Origin of the sequence: Candidatus Poriferisodalis sp. (genome assembly GCF_965208485.1) — a bacterium.
In the GTDB taxonomy this organism is placed as follows: Bacteria; Actinomycetota; Acidimicrobiia; order Acidimicrobiales; family Poriferisodalaceae; genus Poriferisodalis.
Map to the genome: position 1 here is coordinate 611,221 of NZ_OZ242344.1, position 14,862 is coordinate 626,082.

The 14,862-nt window shown below is 67.0% G+C and carries 18 protein-coding genes; 3 read left to right on the forward strand and 15 right to left on the reverse strand.

The genetic code is table 11. The features are described from left to right. Nucleotides 1-47: 47 nt before the first annotated feature. From ACOGXQ_RS02890 to hisD, 7 genes are all read right to left on the reverse strand, one after another. Nucleotides 48-1,619, reverse strand: coding sequence for an acyl-CoA synthetase (locus tag ACOGXQ_RS02890; protein WP_419945959.1), 1,572 nt, complete (start codon nt 1,617-1,619; stop codon nt 48-50). A gap of 300 nt (nt 1,620-1,919) precedes the next feature. Next, complete coding sequence (gene hisF, locus ACOGXQ_RS02895; RefSeq protein ID WP_419945960.1) at nt 1,920-2,702, reverse strand: imidazole glycerol phosphate synthase subunit HisF; 783 nt, start codon at nt 2,700-2,702, stop codon at nt 1,920-1,922. Nucleotides 2,703-2,744: 42 nt separating this feature from the next. Further along, nucleotides 2,745-3,548: a HisA/HisF-related TIM barrel protein gene (locus tag ACOGXQ_RS02900; RefSeq protein ID WP_419945961.1), complete on the reverse strand. Its 804-nt coding sequence runs from the start codon at nt 3,546-3,548 to the stop codon at nt 2,745-2,747. Continuing rightward, the gene (gene hisH / locus ACOGXQ_RS02905; RefSeq protein ID WP_419945962.1) at nt 3,545-4,183 is read right to left on the reverse strand and encodes an imidazole glycerol phosphate synthase subunit HisH; all 639 of its coding nucleotides are present in this window, start codon (nt 4,181-4,183) and stop codon (nt 3,545-3,547) included. Before hisH ends, ACOGXQ_RS02900 begins: the two co-directional genes overlap by 4 nt. Before the next feature lie 86 nt (nt 4,184-4,269). Continuing rightward, nucleotides 4,270-4,878, reverse strand: coding sequence for an imidazoleglycerol-phosphate dehydratase HisB (hisB, locus tag ACOGXQ_RS02910; protein ID WP_419945963.1), 609 nt, complete (start codon nt 4,876-4,878; stop codon nt 4,270-4,272). 111 nt (nt 4,879-4,989) lie between these two features. Next, the gene (gene hisC, locus ACOGXQ_RS02915) at nt 4,990-6,165 is read right to left on the reverse strand and encodes a histidinol-phosphate transaminase (RefSeq protein ID WP_419945964.1); all 1,176 of its coding nucleotides are present in this window, start codon (nt 6,163-6,165) and stop codon (nt 4,990-4,992) included. Beyond that, nucleotides 6,162-7,478 (reverse strand): histidinol dehydrogenase, encoded by a 1,317-nt coding sequence (hisD, locus tag ACOGXQ_RS02920; protein ID WP_419945965.1) that lies wholly within the window; start codon nt 7,476-7,478, stop codon nt 6,162-6,164. The genes hisC and hisD overlap by 4 nt, the downstream gene beginning before the upstream one ends. 77 nt (nt 7,479-7,555) lie before the next feature. On the opposite strand from hisD, the gene ACOGXQ_RS02925 reads away from it, so the two are divergent. Continuing rightward, nucleotides 7,556-7,744, forward strand: a complete 189-nt coding sequence (locus tag ACOGXQ_RS02925; protein ID WP_419945966.1) for a hypothetical protein — start codon at nt 7,556-7,558, stop codon at nt 7,742-7,744. Between the two features lie 133 nt (nt 7,745-7,877). Here ACOGXQ_RS02925 and nth read toward each other — a convergent pair whose 3' ends face one another. From nth to mshD, 3 genes are read right to left on the reverse strand one after another with little or no spacing between them, the layout of a single operon-like run. Continuing rightward, complete coding sequence (gene nth / locus ACOGXQ_RS02930) at nt 7,878-8,519, reverse strand: endonuclease III (RefSeq protein WP_419945967.1); 642 nt, start codon at nt 8,517-8,519, stop codon at nt 7,878-7,880. Between the two features lie 9 nt (nt 8,520-8,528). Continuing rightward, nucleotides 8,529-9,641: a 23S rRNA (adenine(2503)-C(2))-methyltransferase RlmN gene (rlmN, locus tag ACOGXQ_RS02935; RefSeq protein WP_419945968.1), complete on the reverse strand. Its 1,113-nt coding sequence runs from the start codon at nt 9,639-9,641 to the stop codon at nt 8,529-8,531. After that, nucleotides 9,638-10,408 (reverse strand): mycothiol synthase, encoded by a 771-nt coding sequence (mshD, locus tag ACOGXQ_RS02940; RefSeq protein ID WP_419945969.1) that lies wholly within the window; start codon nt 10,406-10,408, stop codon nt 9,638-9,640. Before mshD ends, rlmN begins: the two co-directional genes overlap by 4 nt. 122 nt (nt 10,409-10,530) lie before the next feature. On the opposite strand from mshD, the gene ACOGXQ_RS02945 reads away from it, so the two are divergent. Both ACOGXQ_RS02945 and ACOGXQ_RS02950 read left to right on the forward strand, forming a co-directional pair. After that, nucleotides 10,531-10,974 carry a hypothetical protein gene (locus ACOGXQ_RS02945; RefSeq protein ID WP_419945970.1) on the forward strand — a complete coding sequence of 148 codons (444 nt, stop codon included), beginning with the start codon at nt 10,531-10,533 and terminating at the stop codon, nt 10,972-10,974. Continuing rightward, nucleotides 10,971-11,678 (forward strand): ubiquinone/menaquinone biosynthesis methyltransferase, encoded by a 708-nt coding sequence (locus tag ACOGXQ_RS02950; protein WP_419945971.1) that lies wholly within the window; start codon nt 10,971-10,973, stop codon nt 11,676-11,678. The genes ACOGXQ_RS02945 and ACOGXQ_RS02950 overlap by 4 nt, the downstream gene beginning before the upstream one ends. 125 nt (nt 11,679-11,803) lie before the next feature. Here ACOGXQ_RS02950 and ACOGXQ_RS02955 read toward each other — a convergent pair whose 3' ends face one another. The 5 genes from ACOGXQ_RS02955 to ACOGXQ_RS02975 form a co-directional block, all read right to left on the reverse strand. Continuing rightward, the gene (locus ACOGXQ_RS02955; RefSeq protein ID WP_419945972.1) at nt 11,804-12,364 is read right to left on the reverse strand and encodes a YbaK/EbsC family protein; all 561 of its coding nucleotides are present in this window, start codon (nt 12,362-12,364) and stop codon (nt 11,804-11,806) included. Continuing rightward, nucleotides 12,361-13,239 carry a 1,4-dihydroxy-2-naphthoate polyprenyltransferase gene (locus ACOGXQ_RS02960; protein WP_419945973.1) on the reverse strand — a complete coding sequence of 293 codons (879 nt, stop codon included), beginning with the start codon at nt 13,237-13,239 and terminating at the stop codon, nt 12,361-12,363. Before ACOGXQ_RS02960 ends, ACOGXQ_RS02955 begins: the two co-directional genes overlap by 4 nt. 58 nt (nt 13,240-13,297) lie before the next feature. Next, nucleotides 13,298-14,182, reverse strand: a complete 885-nt coding sequence (locus tag ACOGXQ_RS02965; protein ID WP_419945974.1) for a hypothetical protein — start codon at nt 14,180-14,182, stop codon at nt 13,298-13,300. 78 nt (nt 14,183-14,260) lie between these two features. Continuing rightward, nucleotides 14,261-14,584 carry a carboxymuconolactone decarboxylase family protein gene (locus ACOGXQ_RS02970; RefSeq protein ID WP_419945975.1) on the reverse strand — a complete coding sequence of 108 codons (324 nt, stop codon included), beginning with the start codon at nt 14,582-14,584 and terminating at the stop codon, nt 14,261-14,263. A 6-nt stretch (nt 14,585-14,590) separates the two neighbouring features. Next, nucleotides 14,591-14,857, reverse strand: a complete 267-nt coding sequence (locus ACOGXQ_RS02975) for a hypothetical protein (protein WP_419945976.1) — start codon at nt 14,855-14,857, stop codon at nt 14,591-14,593. Between the last annotated feature and the right edge of the window lie 5 nt (nt 14,858-14,862).

Here is a 14,862-nt window from a genome sequence, read left to right on the forward strand (position 1 = left end):
GTCTGACAGGACGACGCTTGGAAGCCTGCCTGAGCACAGCGACGGGCCTACACGATGCTTGAGCTGCGTTCGCTCCAGTACTCGTCTCGCAGGACGCGCTTGTAGAGCTTGCCGGTGGGAAGGCGGGGCAACTCGTCCCGGAAGTCGATGGAACGGGGCATCTTGTAGTTGGCCAGATGCTCCCGGGCGTACGCCAGCAACTCGGTCGCCAAGGCGTCGTCTGCCTCGATGCCGGCCACCGTCTCGACCACCGCCTTCACTTCCTCGCCGAAGTCTTCGTTGGGCACGCCGAACACGGCGACATCGCCCACCTTGGGATGCATCACGAGACGGTCTTCGATCTCCTGGGGGTAGATGTTGACGCCGCCCGAGATGATCATGAACGCCTTGCGGTCGGTCAGGAACAGGTAACCGTCTTCGTCGACACGGCCCACATCGCCCAGCGTCGACCACAGCTCGTGCCGGTCGTGGCGAGACTCGGCAGTCTTGGCCGGGTCGTTGTGGTACTCGAATGCCGGGACATCACGCTCGAAGTAGATGGTGCCCGACTCGCCGGTCGGCAGCTCGTTGCCCTCGTCGTCGCAGATGTGGATGATCCCGATGAGCGGCTTGCCGACGGTGCCCGGGCGCTCGAGCCATTCATCTGAGCTCACGTAGCAGAAGCCGTTCAGCTCCGTGCCCGCGTAGTACTCGTGCAGGATCGGCCCCCACCAGTCGATCATCTGCTGCTTCACCTCGACCGGGCAAGGTGCCGCTGCGTGCACGGCGACCTGGTGGGTGGACAGGTCGTGCGCCGCCCGGACCTCGTCGGGCAGCTTCAGCATGCGGCTGAACATGGTGGGCACCCACTGGCTGTGAGTGATGCCGTACTGCTCGATGTACCCCAAAGACTCCGCCGCATCGAACCGGTCCATCACCACCGCAGTGCCGCCCATCGACTGGGTGCCGGTGTTGAACGCCAGCGGCGCCGAGTGGTACAGCGGCGCGGGCGACAGGTACATGCTGCCCTCGCCGATGCCGAAGATTCCCGCGATCATCCCGACGCCGGCGAGGTCGGGATCAGTGATCGATGTGCCGTCGAGCGGCCGCATGATGCCCTTCGGGCGTCCGGTCGTGCCCGAACTGTAGAGCATGGGCGCTCCCTTGGGCTGTTCGTCGAGCGGTTCTGCGGGATAGGCCGCTATCGCATCGTCGAAGGAGTCGAACCCGACAACATCATGCCGGGCGGTGGCCTCGCCCAGCATGAGCCGCACATCGCAGTCGTCGATGAGCGGCAGCATCTCCGTCGCCGCTTCGACGACAGCCGGCGAGGCAACCAGCACCCGTGCGCCGCAGTCGTCGACGATGTAGGCGGCTTCCTCTGCGGTCAGGTACCGGTTGACCGTCGTGAAGTACATGCCGCTGCGCATCGCCGCCCAGTACGCATCGAAGTAGCCGATGTTGTTGTCGGCGAAGATCGCCACGTGGTCACCGCGGCGCAAGCCGGCGGCCCACATGAGCTGGGCGAACTGGCAGCTGCGCGCTTCGAGCTCGCCGAAGGTCCGGGTCTGGCCGTCGCGGGCCATGATCACTGCTGGACGGTCGGGGTCGGTGGCAGCGTGCGTACCCGGATAACTCATGGCCGCAGAAGCTAGCGGGCGCTTCTTCGCGCACAGAACAAAATGCTGCACGAAATCTGTGCAAAATAGCCGTTGAGGTCAGCATTTCTGCGCACAGAACGAATCCCTTCTCAAATCTGCGCAAGGATGCCGCCAGAAAATGGGCAGTCGCGCTCACGGAACGCCGCCTGTCGGCAGCGCTGCAGGCCTAATCCGGCTGAGCAGGATGCTGAAAGAGTCGATTTTCGGGCGGTGTCCAGTTGCAAACCCGCAGATCAGGGGCTTGCGCTTCCGGCCAGACCTGCATGTTTCAGCAGCCGGTTAGTGGCCTGGCGGGCGAACCGCGACGCCCGCATCTGCCAGCGCCCGCTTGGCATCAGCGATGGTGTGCTCGCCGAAGTGGAAGATCGATGCCGCCAGCACCGCATCGGCGCCGGCAATGACCGCGCCGTCCACCAAGTGCTGCAGCGTGCCCGCTCCCCCGCTGGCGACGACCGGAATGGACACCGCGTCGACGACCGCCTTGGTGAGCTCGAGATCGAAGCCGGCCTTCGTGCCGTCAGCATCCATCGAGTTCAGCAGGATCTCGCCGGCGCCGAGGTCGGCCGCCCACCGCACCCACGCCAGCGCATCGAGCCCGGTGTCCTCACGCCCGCCCCTGACATAGACGTTCCACATGGTGTTCCCGTCGGCACCGGCGTCGTTCGATTTCACGTCGACCGAGACCACGACGCACTGGCTGCCGAACTCGTCAGCGATCTCGCGCACCAGCTCGGGGCGTGCCACTGCGGCGGAACCCACCGAGACCTTGTCGGCCCCGGCGCGCAGCAGGGCGCGGGCGTCGTCGACCGTGCGGATGCCACCGCCGATCGTGAAGGGGATGAAGACCTCTTCGGCGGTGTGGCGGGCCAGCTCGATGATCGTGTCGCGGCCGTGCGCAGATGCGGTGATGTCCAAGAACACCACCTCGTCGGCGCCTTGACGGTCATAGGCAGCCGCCAGCTCCACGGGGTCGCCCGCGTCGCGCAGCCCGACGAAGTTGACCCCCTTGACGACTCGGCCGTCATCGACGTCCAGACAGGGGATCACACGCACCGTCTTCATGATGCGGCATTCATGGAGCAGGCTGCCATTCGATGGCCCCGGTCACGGCTGCGCTCCGCTGTCCGGCTCGTCATGAATTGCGCTGCCGCGTGCAACGACCACGGCAGCTACCGGCGAGATGGCGCCGTCGTGGAGCGCTTTGCCGACGATCGCGCCGACCAGCGTGTGACCGTGCGCCGAACGCAGGTCGCGCAGGTCCGCGATATCGGCGAGGCAGCCGACGCCGCCGCTGGCGATGACCGACATGGCCGGCGGCCGCTGCGGTGCGTCCAGCACTTCCCGCAGGCCCGCCAAGTCGCTCCCGCCCCCCATGCCGTCATGCGCGATCTGGGTCACGACGACGGCTTCCGCTCCGCTGCCGGCCAGCCGGGTGAGGGCCTTGGACAGGCTCACACCGCTGCGGTGCTTCCAGCCGCGTGTAGCCACTTCGATACCGCGCACGTCCAGGCCGACGGCAACGCGATGGTCCGCAGCGACCAACTCGGCCACGAAGTCCGGATTCTCGATCGCAGCAGTGCCCACGACACAGCGAGTGACGCCTGCGTCATACAGCGCTTTGGCGCTGTCACGGCTGCGGACGCCGCCGCCGACCTGGACGGCGACGCCGGCTTCTCCTACGGCGGTTACGACCGACCGGATCACGGCTTGGTTCTGCGGTTGCGCTTCGCCCGAGCGGGCGGCATCCAAGTCGACCATGTGAATCCACCGGGTCCCCGCCTCAGCGAAGGCGTATGCCGCGTCGACGGGGCTGGCGTCATAGCGCACCTCGCGGTCGTAGTCGCCCTGTACCAGCCGTACGCAGCGGCCACCTAGGAGGTCGATGGCCGGATACAGGTCGAAACTCATCGGTCGCACCGGTCTGCGGTCACGACGGCCAGGAAGTTCTGCGCCAGTCGCTTGCCGGCATCGCCGGATTTCTCAGGGTGGAACTGCGTAGCCCACAATCGGCCTCGTTCGGTGACTGCGGTGAGCGGGGTCGGGTAGTCGCAGGTCGCGACTACGAAGTCGGGGTCAGTCTCGGGTGCATAGCTGTGGACGAAGTACATCCACGCTCCTTCGGTGAGGCCCGCCAGCAGCGGGCAGTCCGGGCGCCGCACATCGAGGCGGTTCCACTGCATCTGGGGCCGCACGATGCCGTCGGGCAGCAGTCTCACCGTGCCCGGCATGACACCCATGCCTGCGACGCCGGGAGCTTCCTCGGATGCCTCGAACAGCATCTGCATGCCGACGCAGATGCCCAAGAACGGGCGGCCGCTCTCGACGGCTTCCAGCGCAGGCTGTTCGAGACCTGTCGCGCGCATCTGCCGCATGCACGTACCGAAGTGGCCGACGCCGGGCAGCACCACGCCTTCAGCGTCGCCGATGAGCCCGGCATCCGCGGTCAGTCGGGCGTCGGCGCCTACCCGTTCGAGCGCCTTCTGGGCCGAGCGCAAGTTGCCGATGCCATAGTCGAGCACGGCCACCAGCGGACGCTCAGTCATTCGTGCAACCGACTTCAGGCCATGCTCGCGCTGCACCGCAGTCGAGCACGGCGACGAGAGGACGGTCGCCGTTCATCTGATGTCCTTCACAGGACGCCCTTGGTGGACGGGAGCACATCGTCGGCGACCCGGATGGCGTCGTAGAACGACCGTGCAGCCCCCTTGAAGCTGGCCTCGATGATGTGGTGCGTGTTGCGGCCTCGCAGCATCACCAAGTGCAGCGTGATGCCTGCCGACATCACCAGACCTCGCCAGAACTCCTCGCAGAGCTGGGGGTCGAAGGGCGGGTCGCCCAGGATCTTCTCGCCAGGCGGCTCGATGTCGTAGTGCAGGTACGGTCGGCCCGACAGGTCCAGCACAACCTCCACCGCCGCCTCGTCGAGCGGCACGACATAGGAGGCAAAGCGGCGCACACCGGCCTTGTCGCCCCAGGCCTGCTTGAGGGCTTCGCCGAGCGCGATGCCGGTGTCCTCCACGGTGTGATGAGCGTCGATCTCGAGATCGCCGACCGTGCGCAGCAGCAGATCGAAGCGCGCGTGCTTGGCCAGCTGGGCGAGCATGTGATCGAAGAACGGCAGCCCGGTGGAGACATCGTTCTGCCCGCTGCCGTCGAGGTTCAGCGTCAGGTCGATCTGGGTCTCTTTGGTGTTGCGCTGCACAGTGCTGACGCGTTGGAGTGCTGGCCGAGCAGTCATGGCGAACTCCCTGTGTCATTCAGATTCGAGTAGTTCAGACTCGGGTGATGCAGATCCGTTCGCATCAGCCTGCGGCCCCGGCGGCGATTTCGCACCCTCGCCGTCGCCAATTCACGAGATGATCGCAGACAGGGCTTCGAGAAAGCGATCATTCTCGGCCGGAGTTCCCACCGTCACACGGAGGCAGTCGGCCAGCCGTGGCCAGCTCGAGCAGTTCCGTACCAGCACCGATCGGTCCACGAGTGCCTGCCAGACTTCGTTGCCGCCGTGCCCACTGGCCGTCGTGCGGAACAGGATGAAGTTGGACTGCGACGGCCAGACTTCGAGGCCCATTTCGGTCAGCGCGGCTTCAATTCGCTCCCGCCCGGTGACGATCGCTGCAACCCGCTGTTCCATGTCGTCGGTGAACCGCAGCGCCACCCGTCCGGCGATCTGCTTGAACGTGTCGACGTGGTACGGCAGCACCACCTTCTCGAACTCTGCGGCCATGCCGGCGGGAACGACCGCATAGCCCAGACGCGCCCCCGCCATCGCCCACGTCTTCGAGTACGTGCGCGTAACGACGAGGTTGTCGGGTCCGCCCGCGTTGTCGCACAGGTCGATCGCGCTCCAGTCGGCAAACTGCCCGTAGGCCTCGTCGACCACCACCAGACCAGGTGCAATCTCGAGCGCCCGTTGGAGCACCTCGATGCGCTCGGGCGTTCCGGTGGGGTTGTTGGGCGAGCACAGGAACACGATCGACGGCTGGTGCCGCTCGACGACTCGCTCCAGCTCGTACACGCTGACGCTGCCGTCGGCATGGCGCTCGCCCTCGACGACGGCGCATTGGGTGCCGCGTGCAATCTGGCCGTACATCGCATAGGTGGACTCGAAGGTGGCGACGCTGCGGCCTGCTCCCCCGTAGGTCAGACAGAGCGTCTGCAGCACCTCGTTGGAGCCGTTGGCCACGAAGATCCGCTCAGGATCGGTGCCGTGCAGCTCTGCCAAGTCGGCCCGCAGCTTGGCGGCCGTGCGGTCGGGGTAACGGTGCCATTCGACGATGCTCAGTTCGGCGGCGAGCGCTTCGGCAAACTCCGGCGGAGGCCCCACCGGCGCCTCATTGGTGTTGAGCCGCACGTCCACCTCGATCTGAGGCGAGTGGTAGCCGTCGAGCAAGCGCAGGTCCTCCCGCGCCGCTGGAGTGCGCCGGTTGCTCAACCCTCTCGCTGCGGTACCCGTTGTTTCCCGCTCTTGATCGCTTCGCTCACGAGCCGCTCGGGTCCGTGGCTCAGCCTCCGGGGGCTTCATGGCTGCACCCCCGAGGCGACCCATTCCTTGCGGCGCGACACCGAGGCAGCGTGCGCCCAGAGTCCTTCGGCCTCGGCCAGTTCGGCGACTGCGGGCGCCAGTCGATCGAAGCCGGCCTCGGTGACGTCGACGACATGCATCCGCTTGGTGAAGTCGTCAGTGGTCAGTGCCCCTGCGAAGCGGGCGGTGCCGGCAGTGGGCAGCACATGCGACGGGCCGGCCACGTAGTCGCCGAGTGACGCCGGTGTCCACCGACCGACAAAGACGGCGCCGGCGTGGCGGATGCTGCCCACGAGCTCGTCGGCGTCCTTGCACATCAGCTGGAGATGCTCGGGCGCGACGAAGTTGGCGACCGCGGCAGCCTGCGCAGGTCCGTCCACGAGACAGGCGAACCCGTCGGCATCCAGCGTGGCCAGCGTCTCTTCGCGGCGGGGCGAGAGCTCGACGATCTTGCTGATTGCGTCGCAGACGGCATCGGCGCAGCCGGGATCCCAAGTGACCAGCCAGGCGCGCCCGCCGGGGCCGTGCTCGGCTTGCAGCACCACGTCAGTGGCGGCCGCTGCCGGCGGGCAACTCTCGTCAGCGATCACCACGATCTCCGACGGCCCGGCGAACGCAGCAGCGATGCCCACGTCACCGGCGACAAGCTGCTTGGCGGTGGCGACCCAGGCATTGCCTGGCCCAGCCACCACGTCGGCAGGCCGGATCGTCTCGGTCCCGTAGGCGAGCGCCGCAACGGCTTGCACGCCGCCGATCCGGTGTACCTCGGCGACATCGCACAGGCACGCCGCTGCGAGCACGGTCACAGGCAGGCTGCCGTCGGGTCCGGGCGGCGAGCACAGCACGATGTCGTCCACGCCCGCAGCACGGGCCACCAGCGCCGTCATGAGCACCGTGGAGGGATATGCGGCCAAGCCGCCGGGCACATAGACGCCTGCCCGGTCAACTGGCTGGTTGAGCGAACGAACCGTCACCCCGTCGCTCTCATAGGTATGCCCAACGGCGGCCTCGGCTCGGTGGAAGTCCAAGACCCGTCGGTGGGCGGTCTCCATTGCAGAGCGCAAGCCGGTCGGCAGGCCCTCCCATGCTGCAGCGAGTTCTTCCGGCGGGACCAAGGACGAGGCCAACTCGACGCCGTCGAAGCGAGCCGTGAGCTCCCGGACAGCAGCGTCGCCGCCGTCGCGAACCTGGGCGATCAGCTCGCGAACCGCCTCAGCCGGCACCGAGTCGCCCGCCTGCGGGCGCGGCAGCAGGTCGGCCAGTTCGTCACCCGGATCGTTGCCGTGACCCCTCAGGTCCAGCCGTTTGAGCATCGCGCCGAGGGTACCTGCGACCCTGGGGGCCACTGCTGTGAATTCCGACTGAGGGCAGCGTGGCTAGCGTGCCGCGTGTGATCAGTGCTGCGGAACTGTCGTCGATCGAGACCGCTGTCGGCGAACTGGGCAACCGCGTCGCACAGGCTGCCGATGAGCTGATCGGCACACCGCACGAGGATGTCGGCGTCGAGCTGTACGAGGTGGAGCGCTCGCTGCGCATGGCCCGCCGCCGCCTCGCCCAAGCCACCGACACGCTGCGCTGACGACGCGGACAGCAATCCTCGCTGGCGGGCACGTTGCCCCGGTGCGGGCACTCATCAGTTGGGCCATCTCTCATCAGTTGGGCCACCCCTGCTGCGCTGTTCACCTTCGGCGACAAGCAGGCGTCGGGCGGCGTCAGCCAGCAAACGCGCTCGGGCAGAAATCGTTGAGGACACAGTCGTCGCAGGCCGGCTTGCGAGACGAGCACACCCTCCGGCCGTGCAGGATCAATCGCAGGCTGAAATCGCCCCGTTCGTACTGCGGGATCATCGGATTGAGCGCCAACTCCACCTTGACAGGATCTTCCTCGTCGGTGATGCCGAGACGCCGCACCAAGCGACCGACATGGGTGTCGACCGGCAGACCGGGCAGGTCGAACGCCACCGAACGGATCACATTCGCTGTCTTGCGGCCAACGCCTGGCAGCTTGACCAAGTCCTTCAAGCGAGTCGGCACCTCACCCCCGAAATCGGACAGCAGCAAGCGAGCCATGCCCTGCAGGTTGCGGGCCTTGCTGCGGAAGAAACCGGTCGGATGCACCAGCTCTTCCAGCTCGGCCAGATCCGCCGAAGCCATCGCCTCGGCGTCGGGACAGCGCGCGAACAGGGCCGGTACGGTCGCGTTGACCCGCGCATCGGTGCATTGCGCCGACAGGATGGTGGCCACCAACAGCTCGAACGGGTTGCGATGCTCGAGCTCGCAGACGGCTTCGTACTCGCCCTTGAGGCGTTCGTGAGTCCGCTGCGCCCGGCCCTTGGGCGATCGTGGCTTCGCCATGGTCCTCCCCTATCGCTCGATCCGGGTGCGTTCGTCGCGCCGGGCGGGTCGACTGCGGCGCTGGATCGAGACCTGCTTGTCCGCACGCAGCTGCCCGCAGGCTGCGTCGATCGACGTGCCCCGATTGGCACGCACGGTGGCATTGACGCCGTGCGAGGCCAACCGGTCCGCGAAGTGCTCGATGCGCTCGGCGGTCGACGGCGTGTGGCCGTAGCCGGGAGTCGGGTTCAAAGGGATGAGATTCACATGGGCCGCCAGCGGTCGTGCGTACGCGGCCAGCTCCGCAGCGTCGCTGTCGCGGTCATTGACACCGGAGATCATGGCCCATTCGAAGCTGATGCGCCTCCGTTTCGCACGCCGGTAGTCGGCCAGCACGCGGGCGAGGTCACGCAGCGGGTAGGTGCGATTGATCGGGGCGATGCGATTGCGCAGCCGATCGTTCGCAGCGTGCAGCGAGACTGCCAGGTTGACCGGCAGGGGGGCTGCGGCGAGCCGCACGATGCCGGGGATCACGCCGACCGTCGAGATGGTGATGTGCCGCGCACCGACGCCCATGTCGCCGTGGAAGCGTTCGACAGCGGCCCACACGGCGTCGTAGTTGGCGAGCGGCTCGCCCATGCCCATGAACACGATGTTGATGGCTCGGCCGGAGGCGGCCCCGCTGTTGATGGCCTGGTCCGCTGAGTCTGAGTGCTGCAGTGTTCCCAGCACTTGGGAGACCATCTCGCCAACGGTCAAGTTGCGATCGAAGCCCACTTGGCCGGTCGCGCAGAAGCTGCATGCCATGGCGCAGCCGGCTTGGCTGCTGATGCACAGCGTGGTCCGGTTGCGATAGCGCATCAGCACCGACTCGACTAGGTGCCCATCGCGCAGCGACCAGAGATGCTTGGTGGTGGACCCGCGGTCGGCCGACTGGGAGCGCACCAAGGTGAGCGCGTCGGGCAGCAGATCGCCGATGGCGTGACGCAGCGCCTTGGGAACATTGCTGAGCTCAGCCAGCGGGCGACGCTGTCGATACAAGCCGTCCCACACCTGACCCAGCCGGTAAGCGGGCTCGCCGTCGAGCAGCTCTGCGAACTCAGTCCGGCTGAGATCTTCCAAGGATGGGTCTGCTGCCGTCATGTCCGCGCATTGCCGACGCCGGTGAACAGCCGCCGCACCAAGGCGACCTCGAGGCCAAGGCCGAGATACAGCGTGACCGCCGGGGTGTTGTCGGCGTCGACATACAACGTGGCCCGCTTCAGGCCGGCAGCAGCGAGATGCTCGTAGCCGGCCAGCGTAAGCGCGCGCCCCAATCCCCGGCCGTGGTACTGGGGATCGACCGCGATGACGTAGACCTCGCCGACCGGCGGGTTCTCGTCGTCGTGAATCTTGGTCCAGCAGTACGCGGCGATGTCGCCGTCAATGTCGTACACCCGGAAGCCGTCGGGGTCGAACCACGGCTCGGCCTGACGCTCGGCCACCTGTTCCAACGTCCATCCCCCCTGCTCGCGGTGCCACGAGAACGCCCGGTTGTTGACCTCCACCCAGGCGGCCTCGTCCTGGCCCACCACGAACGACCGCGTCTCGATGCCGCTGAGTTGATCCATCGGCAGCGAACGCTCCATGCGGTAGAGGTCGCGTTCGAACGTCAGCCCGAGGCGTGTCATCTCGTGCCCCAGCGCAGTCTCGGCGGGTGCCGCGTCACTCTCGGGTGCGTTCCCATGGTCGGGATGGTCGATCCAGACCGACACCGGACCGGCAATGTCGTCGAGCTGGTGTCGCAGTGCAGCAGCCAGCGCCCCTAGCGGCCACTGTGAGGCATCGGTCCCCACGACGGCGCCATGCTGATCGGCGCCGATCAAGATGACGGGATCGGCACTCGCTGGAACACCCGCTGCCGCACTCACTGGGGCGAGGCTAACGCTGAGCAGGCGTGCTGACAGGGTGACGTACGGGGCTGCCAGCACGAGCCGCAGCGCAACAGCACGACTGGCAGCCGACGACCGGCGGCGGGTGCCACACTTGCGCGGTGAACCAGATCAAGTGGCTCAATCGCAGCCAGCCGCAGCCGCTCTACAGCGCTGTGCTGCTGAGCTACTTCTCTGCGGCATTCCTGCTGTTCGAATCGCGCGTCGAGCGGCAGATAGTGCTGGACGTCTTCAAGGCAATCGTGTCTCTGGTCGTAAGCGAGCGCACCACCCAGAACCTGACAGATGCGATCGTGCCGGCTGTCGTGACGCTGCTGCTAGGCGGCGCATTCGTGGCGGGTGGCCTCGGCACCGCCAGCGAGCGCCGGTGGGGCCACTGGCTGTGCTCGTCGGCGGCGGTGTACTCGACGATCGCAACGCTGTGGTGGGGCATGCGCACCAACTTCGCACTGGGTGTGTTCATGCGGATGATGTTCGATGCGTTGCTGCTGGTGCTGCTGTTTCACCCGATCAGTCGCGGCTATCGACGCGTCTGGTTCACATGAGATCTCGCCGACGACCCTCCTCCGAACTGCCGCAGCCGCAGGACAAAGCCGCTGCCGTCGAGCAGATGTTCGACGAGATCGCGCCGCGCTATGACCTGCTGAACCGGTTGCTGACATTCCGCTTTGACACCCGCTGGCGGCGACGTGCCGTGGCTGCGCTGGGATTGGCGCCGGGTGAGACCGTGATCGACGTGGCTTGCGGCACTGGTGACCTGTGCAACGAGCTCGAAGCGGCTGGCCTGCGGGCCATCGGCGTCGATTTCTCCGCCGGCATGCTCGCCGAGGCAACTACTCACGCCCCGCTCCTGCGCTCCGATGCACTGGACCTCGGCATTCGTGGCGACTCGCTCGACGGCGCCACCTGTGGCTTTGCGCTGAGGAACTTCGCCGAGTTGTGGTCCTTCTTCGCTGAGCTGGCGCGGGTACTGCGACCAGGCGCCCGTGTCGCGATGCTGGAGGTCGCCGAGCCCCCGAACCCGCTCCTGCGGGTGGGTCACCGGCTCTACTTCGGCAAGGTGGTGCCGACCGTGGGGAGCCTGCTCTCGAGCCGGTCGGCGTACCGCTACCTGCCTGAGTCAGTGGCGTACCTGCCGCCGACGCCGGAACTGGCACGCCAGATCGCCGACGCCGGTTTCGGGGACATCAAGCACGAAACTCTGAGCGGCGGCATCGCCCAGCTCATTACTGCAACGCGCGTTTCCTGACGAGCCGCTCGGGTAGCCGAACCTTCCCGTTGTCGCACCTGCTGTTTCCCGCTCTTGTTCCCAATCTCGATTGGGCATGGACCGACGGGCCGCTCGGGCCACGGCTTCTCCTACCGGCTCAGCCTCTAGGACAACGTCTTGGCCAGATCGGCGACAACCTCTGCAGAGGCGATCTGAGTGAGCCCCTCAGGCGGGCAGAGGATCTTGCAGTCCCGTGAGCCTCCGCCCAGGATGACCGCGTCGCAGTCCATCACCCGGCTGTCGATCCAGACCTCGATGTCGTCGGGCAGCCCGAACGGCGTCACGCCGCCGATCATCATGCCGGTGCGCGCCACGGTCTCTTCGGCGCCCGCGAACGACGCCTTGCGCGTCCCCAGCCGGCGCCGCACAACTCCGTTCACGTCCAGCCGCGTCGATGCCAGCACCACGCAGCAGGCGATCGGCCGCTCGGCCGACTTGCCCACCACGCAGATGGCATTGGCTGACGCATCCATCGAGTAGCCGTACCGCTCGCAGAACTGAGCAGTGTCCGCAAAGTCGGGATCGCACTCGACGAGCTCGTAGGCCACGCCAAGCGCAGCGAGATGATCCAGGACCGCAGCAGAACCCGAGGGCGTGGCCATCGCGACATCATGGCTGATCGCAGCCCGAACGCCACGTCGGTCCGCCGCCGACGTTCGTCTCATGGCCCCAGTGCCAAGCCGATGGTCAGCAGAGCACCCACAACGATCTGCAAGCGTCCAGTGGCCGCCAGCACCGTGACCAGCGCTGGACCGGTGGCGCCCTTGAGCACCGTCCGCATGGGCGCGACAGCAAACGCGAACGCGGCCAGACCCAGCATCGTCCAAGGCCGCAGCAGCGACAGGTACATCGGCGAGAACACCATCCCGATCACGATCACGACGTACATCACCCGGGTCGGCGGGTCCCCCATGCGCACTGCCAGCGTCCGCTTGCCGACTTGAGAGTCGGTGGGCAGGTCACGCAGGTTGTTCGAGATGAGCAGCGCCACCGAACCCAGCCCCACCGGCACTGACGCTGCGATGCCCAGCAGGGTCAGCCGGGCGTCCTGCACGAACGCCGACCCAGCCGTCGCCACGAGCCCGAAGAAGACGAACACGAACAGTTCGCCGAGTCCCCGGTAGCCGTAGGGACGCCGCCCGCCGGTGTAGTACCAGGCGGCCAGGATCGATGCCGCTCCCGCAACGACGAGCCACCACGACACTGCGGCTGCCACGATGACGCCGACAATGACGGCCACGCCGAACGCCGCGAATGCCGCATTGCGCACCGTGGCGGGCGAGGCTGCACCCGAGGCCACCAGGCGCTGCGGCCCGACGCGAGCGACATCGGCACCGCGCACCCCGTCGCTGTAGTCGTTGGCGTAGTTGACCGCAATCTGGATGCACAGCGACACGACGAGGGCGCACGCGGCCCGCCACCACACGACCGCACCGTCCGCCGCAGCGTCTGAGGCCGCTGTGCCGACGAAGGGCGGCACCAGCGATGCCGGCCAAGTAGGGGGCCGGGCCCCTGCCAGCCATTCGCGAGTGTTGGTCATCGGGTGGCGGCCATCGGGAATTCCATGACGGTCTCGTCGGCGGCCACGAAGCCGAAAGCTAACCGGCTCTACAGCCGGAAGGCCTCTTGAGGGCCGCCACCCGAGCTACGGCAAAGGACTGGCTGCCGGTGGCCAGCAGCACGCCGTCGGGCGAGAAGATCCGCACGGACCCCTGGCCGACGGCGTTGTGGAAGCCGCCCGTTTCCATTTCGAGCAGCACCCATTCGCTCTCGGCATCGCCTGCAATACGCACGTTGTTGTCGAGGCTGGCGCCGCGCCACCGCAGACCGAGGCTCAAGTGCATCCCTGTGGCGAGCGTGTCGGCCAGCGCTATCAGACCCTGGCGAGTGGATGCCAGTGTGCCTGCGAGCCGTGCCCAGCAGAGAATCCGTCGATCACCCGCGCGGTACGGCCCGAATCGAATGTCGGCATCTGTGCTGAATGACGTGACGGCGTCGGCGGGCACCGAACGTCGCTGCCACTCGTCGGGTTCGGGAACATCTGGCGGTTGGCCCCAGTCCTGATCGATGCCGATCTGGCGACCGCCTGATGCCAACAGCACTCGCATCAGCAGGCGGCCATCCGCCGCGTCGGTGATCCGGGCGTGTGCCTGGGTCATCCGCTTGCCTGCTGAGCCGACGTCGAAGGTGATCTCTGCCTGGCCGCCCAGCGGGACACGGGACACATGCGATGCATTGCGCTGATGCCGACACCAGCGGTCGCCCGCTCCAAGACTCCGCTGCCGCAACGACCGACGCAAGCGCGCAGCCGCCGTGCATGAATCCGAGATAGCTGGAAACGTTTGATGTGATGGAACGTTTGATGTGATGGGTAGAAGCCAGCGCAGATCGTCGTCGGTGGCCTGCACTCCGAAGAACTCGACGACATCCGCGAGCCGGCTGCCCGGCGACAGGGACCCCGTGTCCGACGGCTGCTCGCTCATCGGATCGAAGCTAGGCGCGCGGCAGCGCGCTCATTCCCACAGCGCGCGGCAGCGCGCTCATTCCCACAGCGCGCGTGCTCAACCTGCCGCGGCAGCCCAAGGAGCGTCCTGATCGGGCCGGTAGTGATCGGGCCGGATGCCGAACGCCTCGATCATCCGGTGCCACCCGCTGGCGGAAGCAAGGAGCGCGCCGAGCCGCAGGATCTGCTGGGGGTTGAAGTGATCACTCAGCCGCTCGTACAGCTCAGGCGGGATCATCCCACGGTGCTCGAACCCCGAGAACCGGTCACACAGCGCGAGCGCGGCCTTCCACGACTCGGGCAAGTCCGATGCCTCGTAGTCGCTGAGCTGGGCGATGACCTCATCGGTCAGTCCGGTGCGCACCAACGATGCGCTCTTCACAAGGCTTCAGTGGAAGCACTCGTTGCGGTTGGCCATCCGGATGCGGCACAGCTCGATCATGTGCCGGTCGAGCGCACCGGCATCCTCGGAAGGATGGCCGCCGTAGGTGGCGCCGACCCAGTCGAGGAACAGGTCGATCGTGGTCTCGTCCGCCGCCAGCGTCCGGAACAGGTTGTCGTCGGTGTAAGCCTTCGCGTACCAGGTGTCCAGCCGGCGCTGCTGCTTGTCGTTCAGTTCGGTCACCTTCGGCAAGTAGCCGTGCTCGTTCGCCATGACTC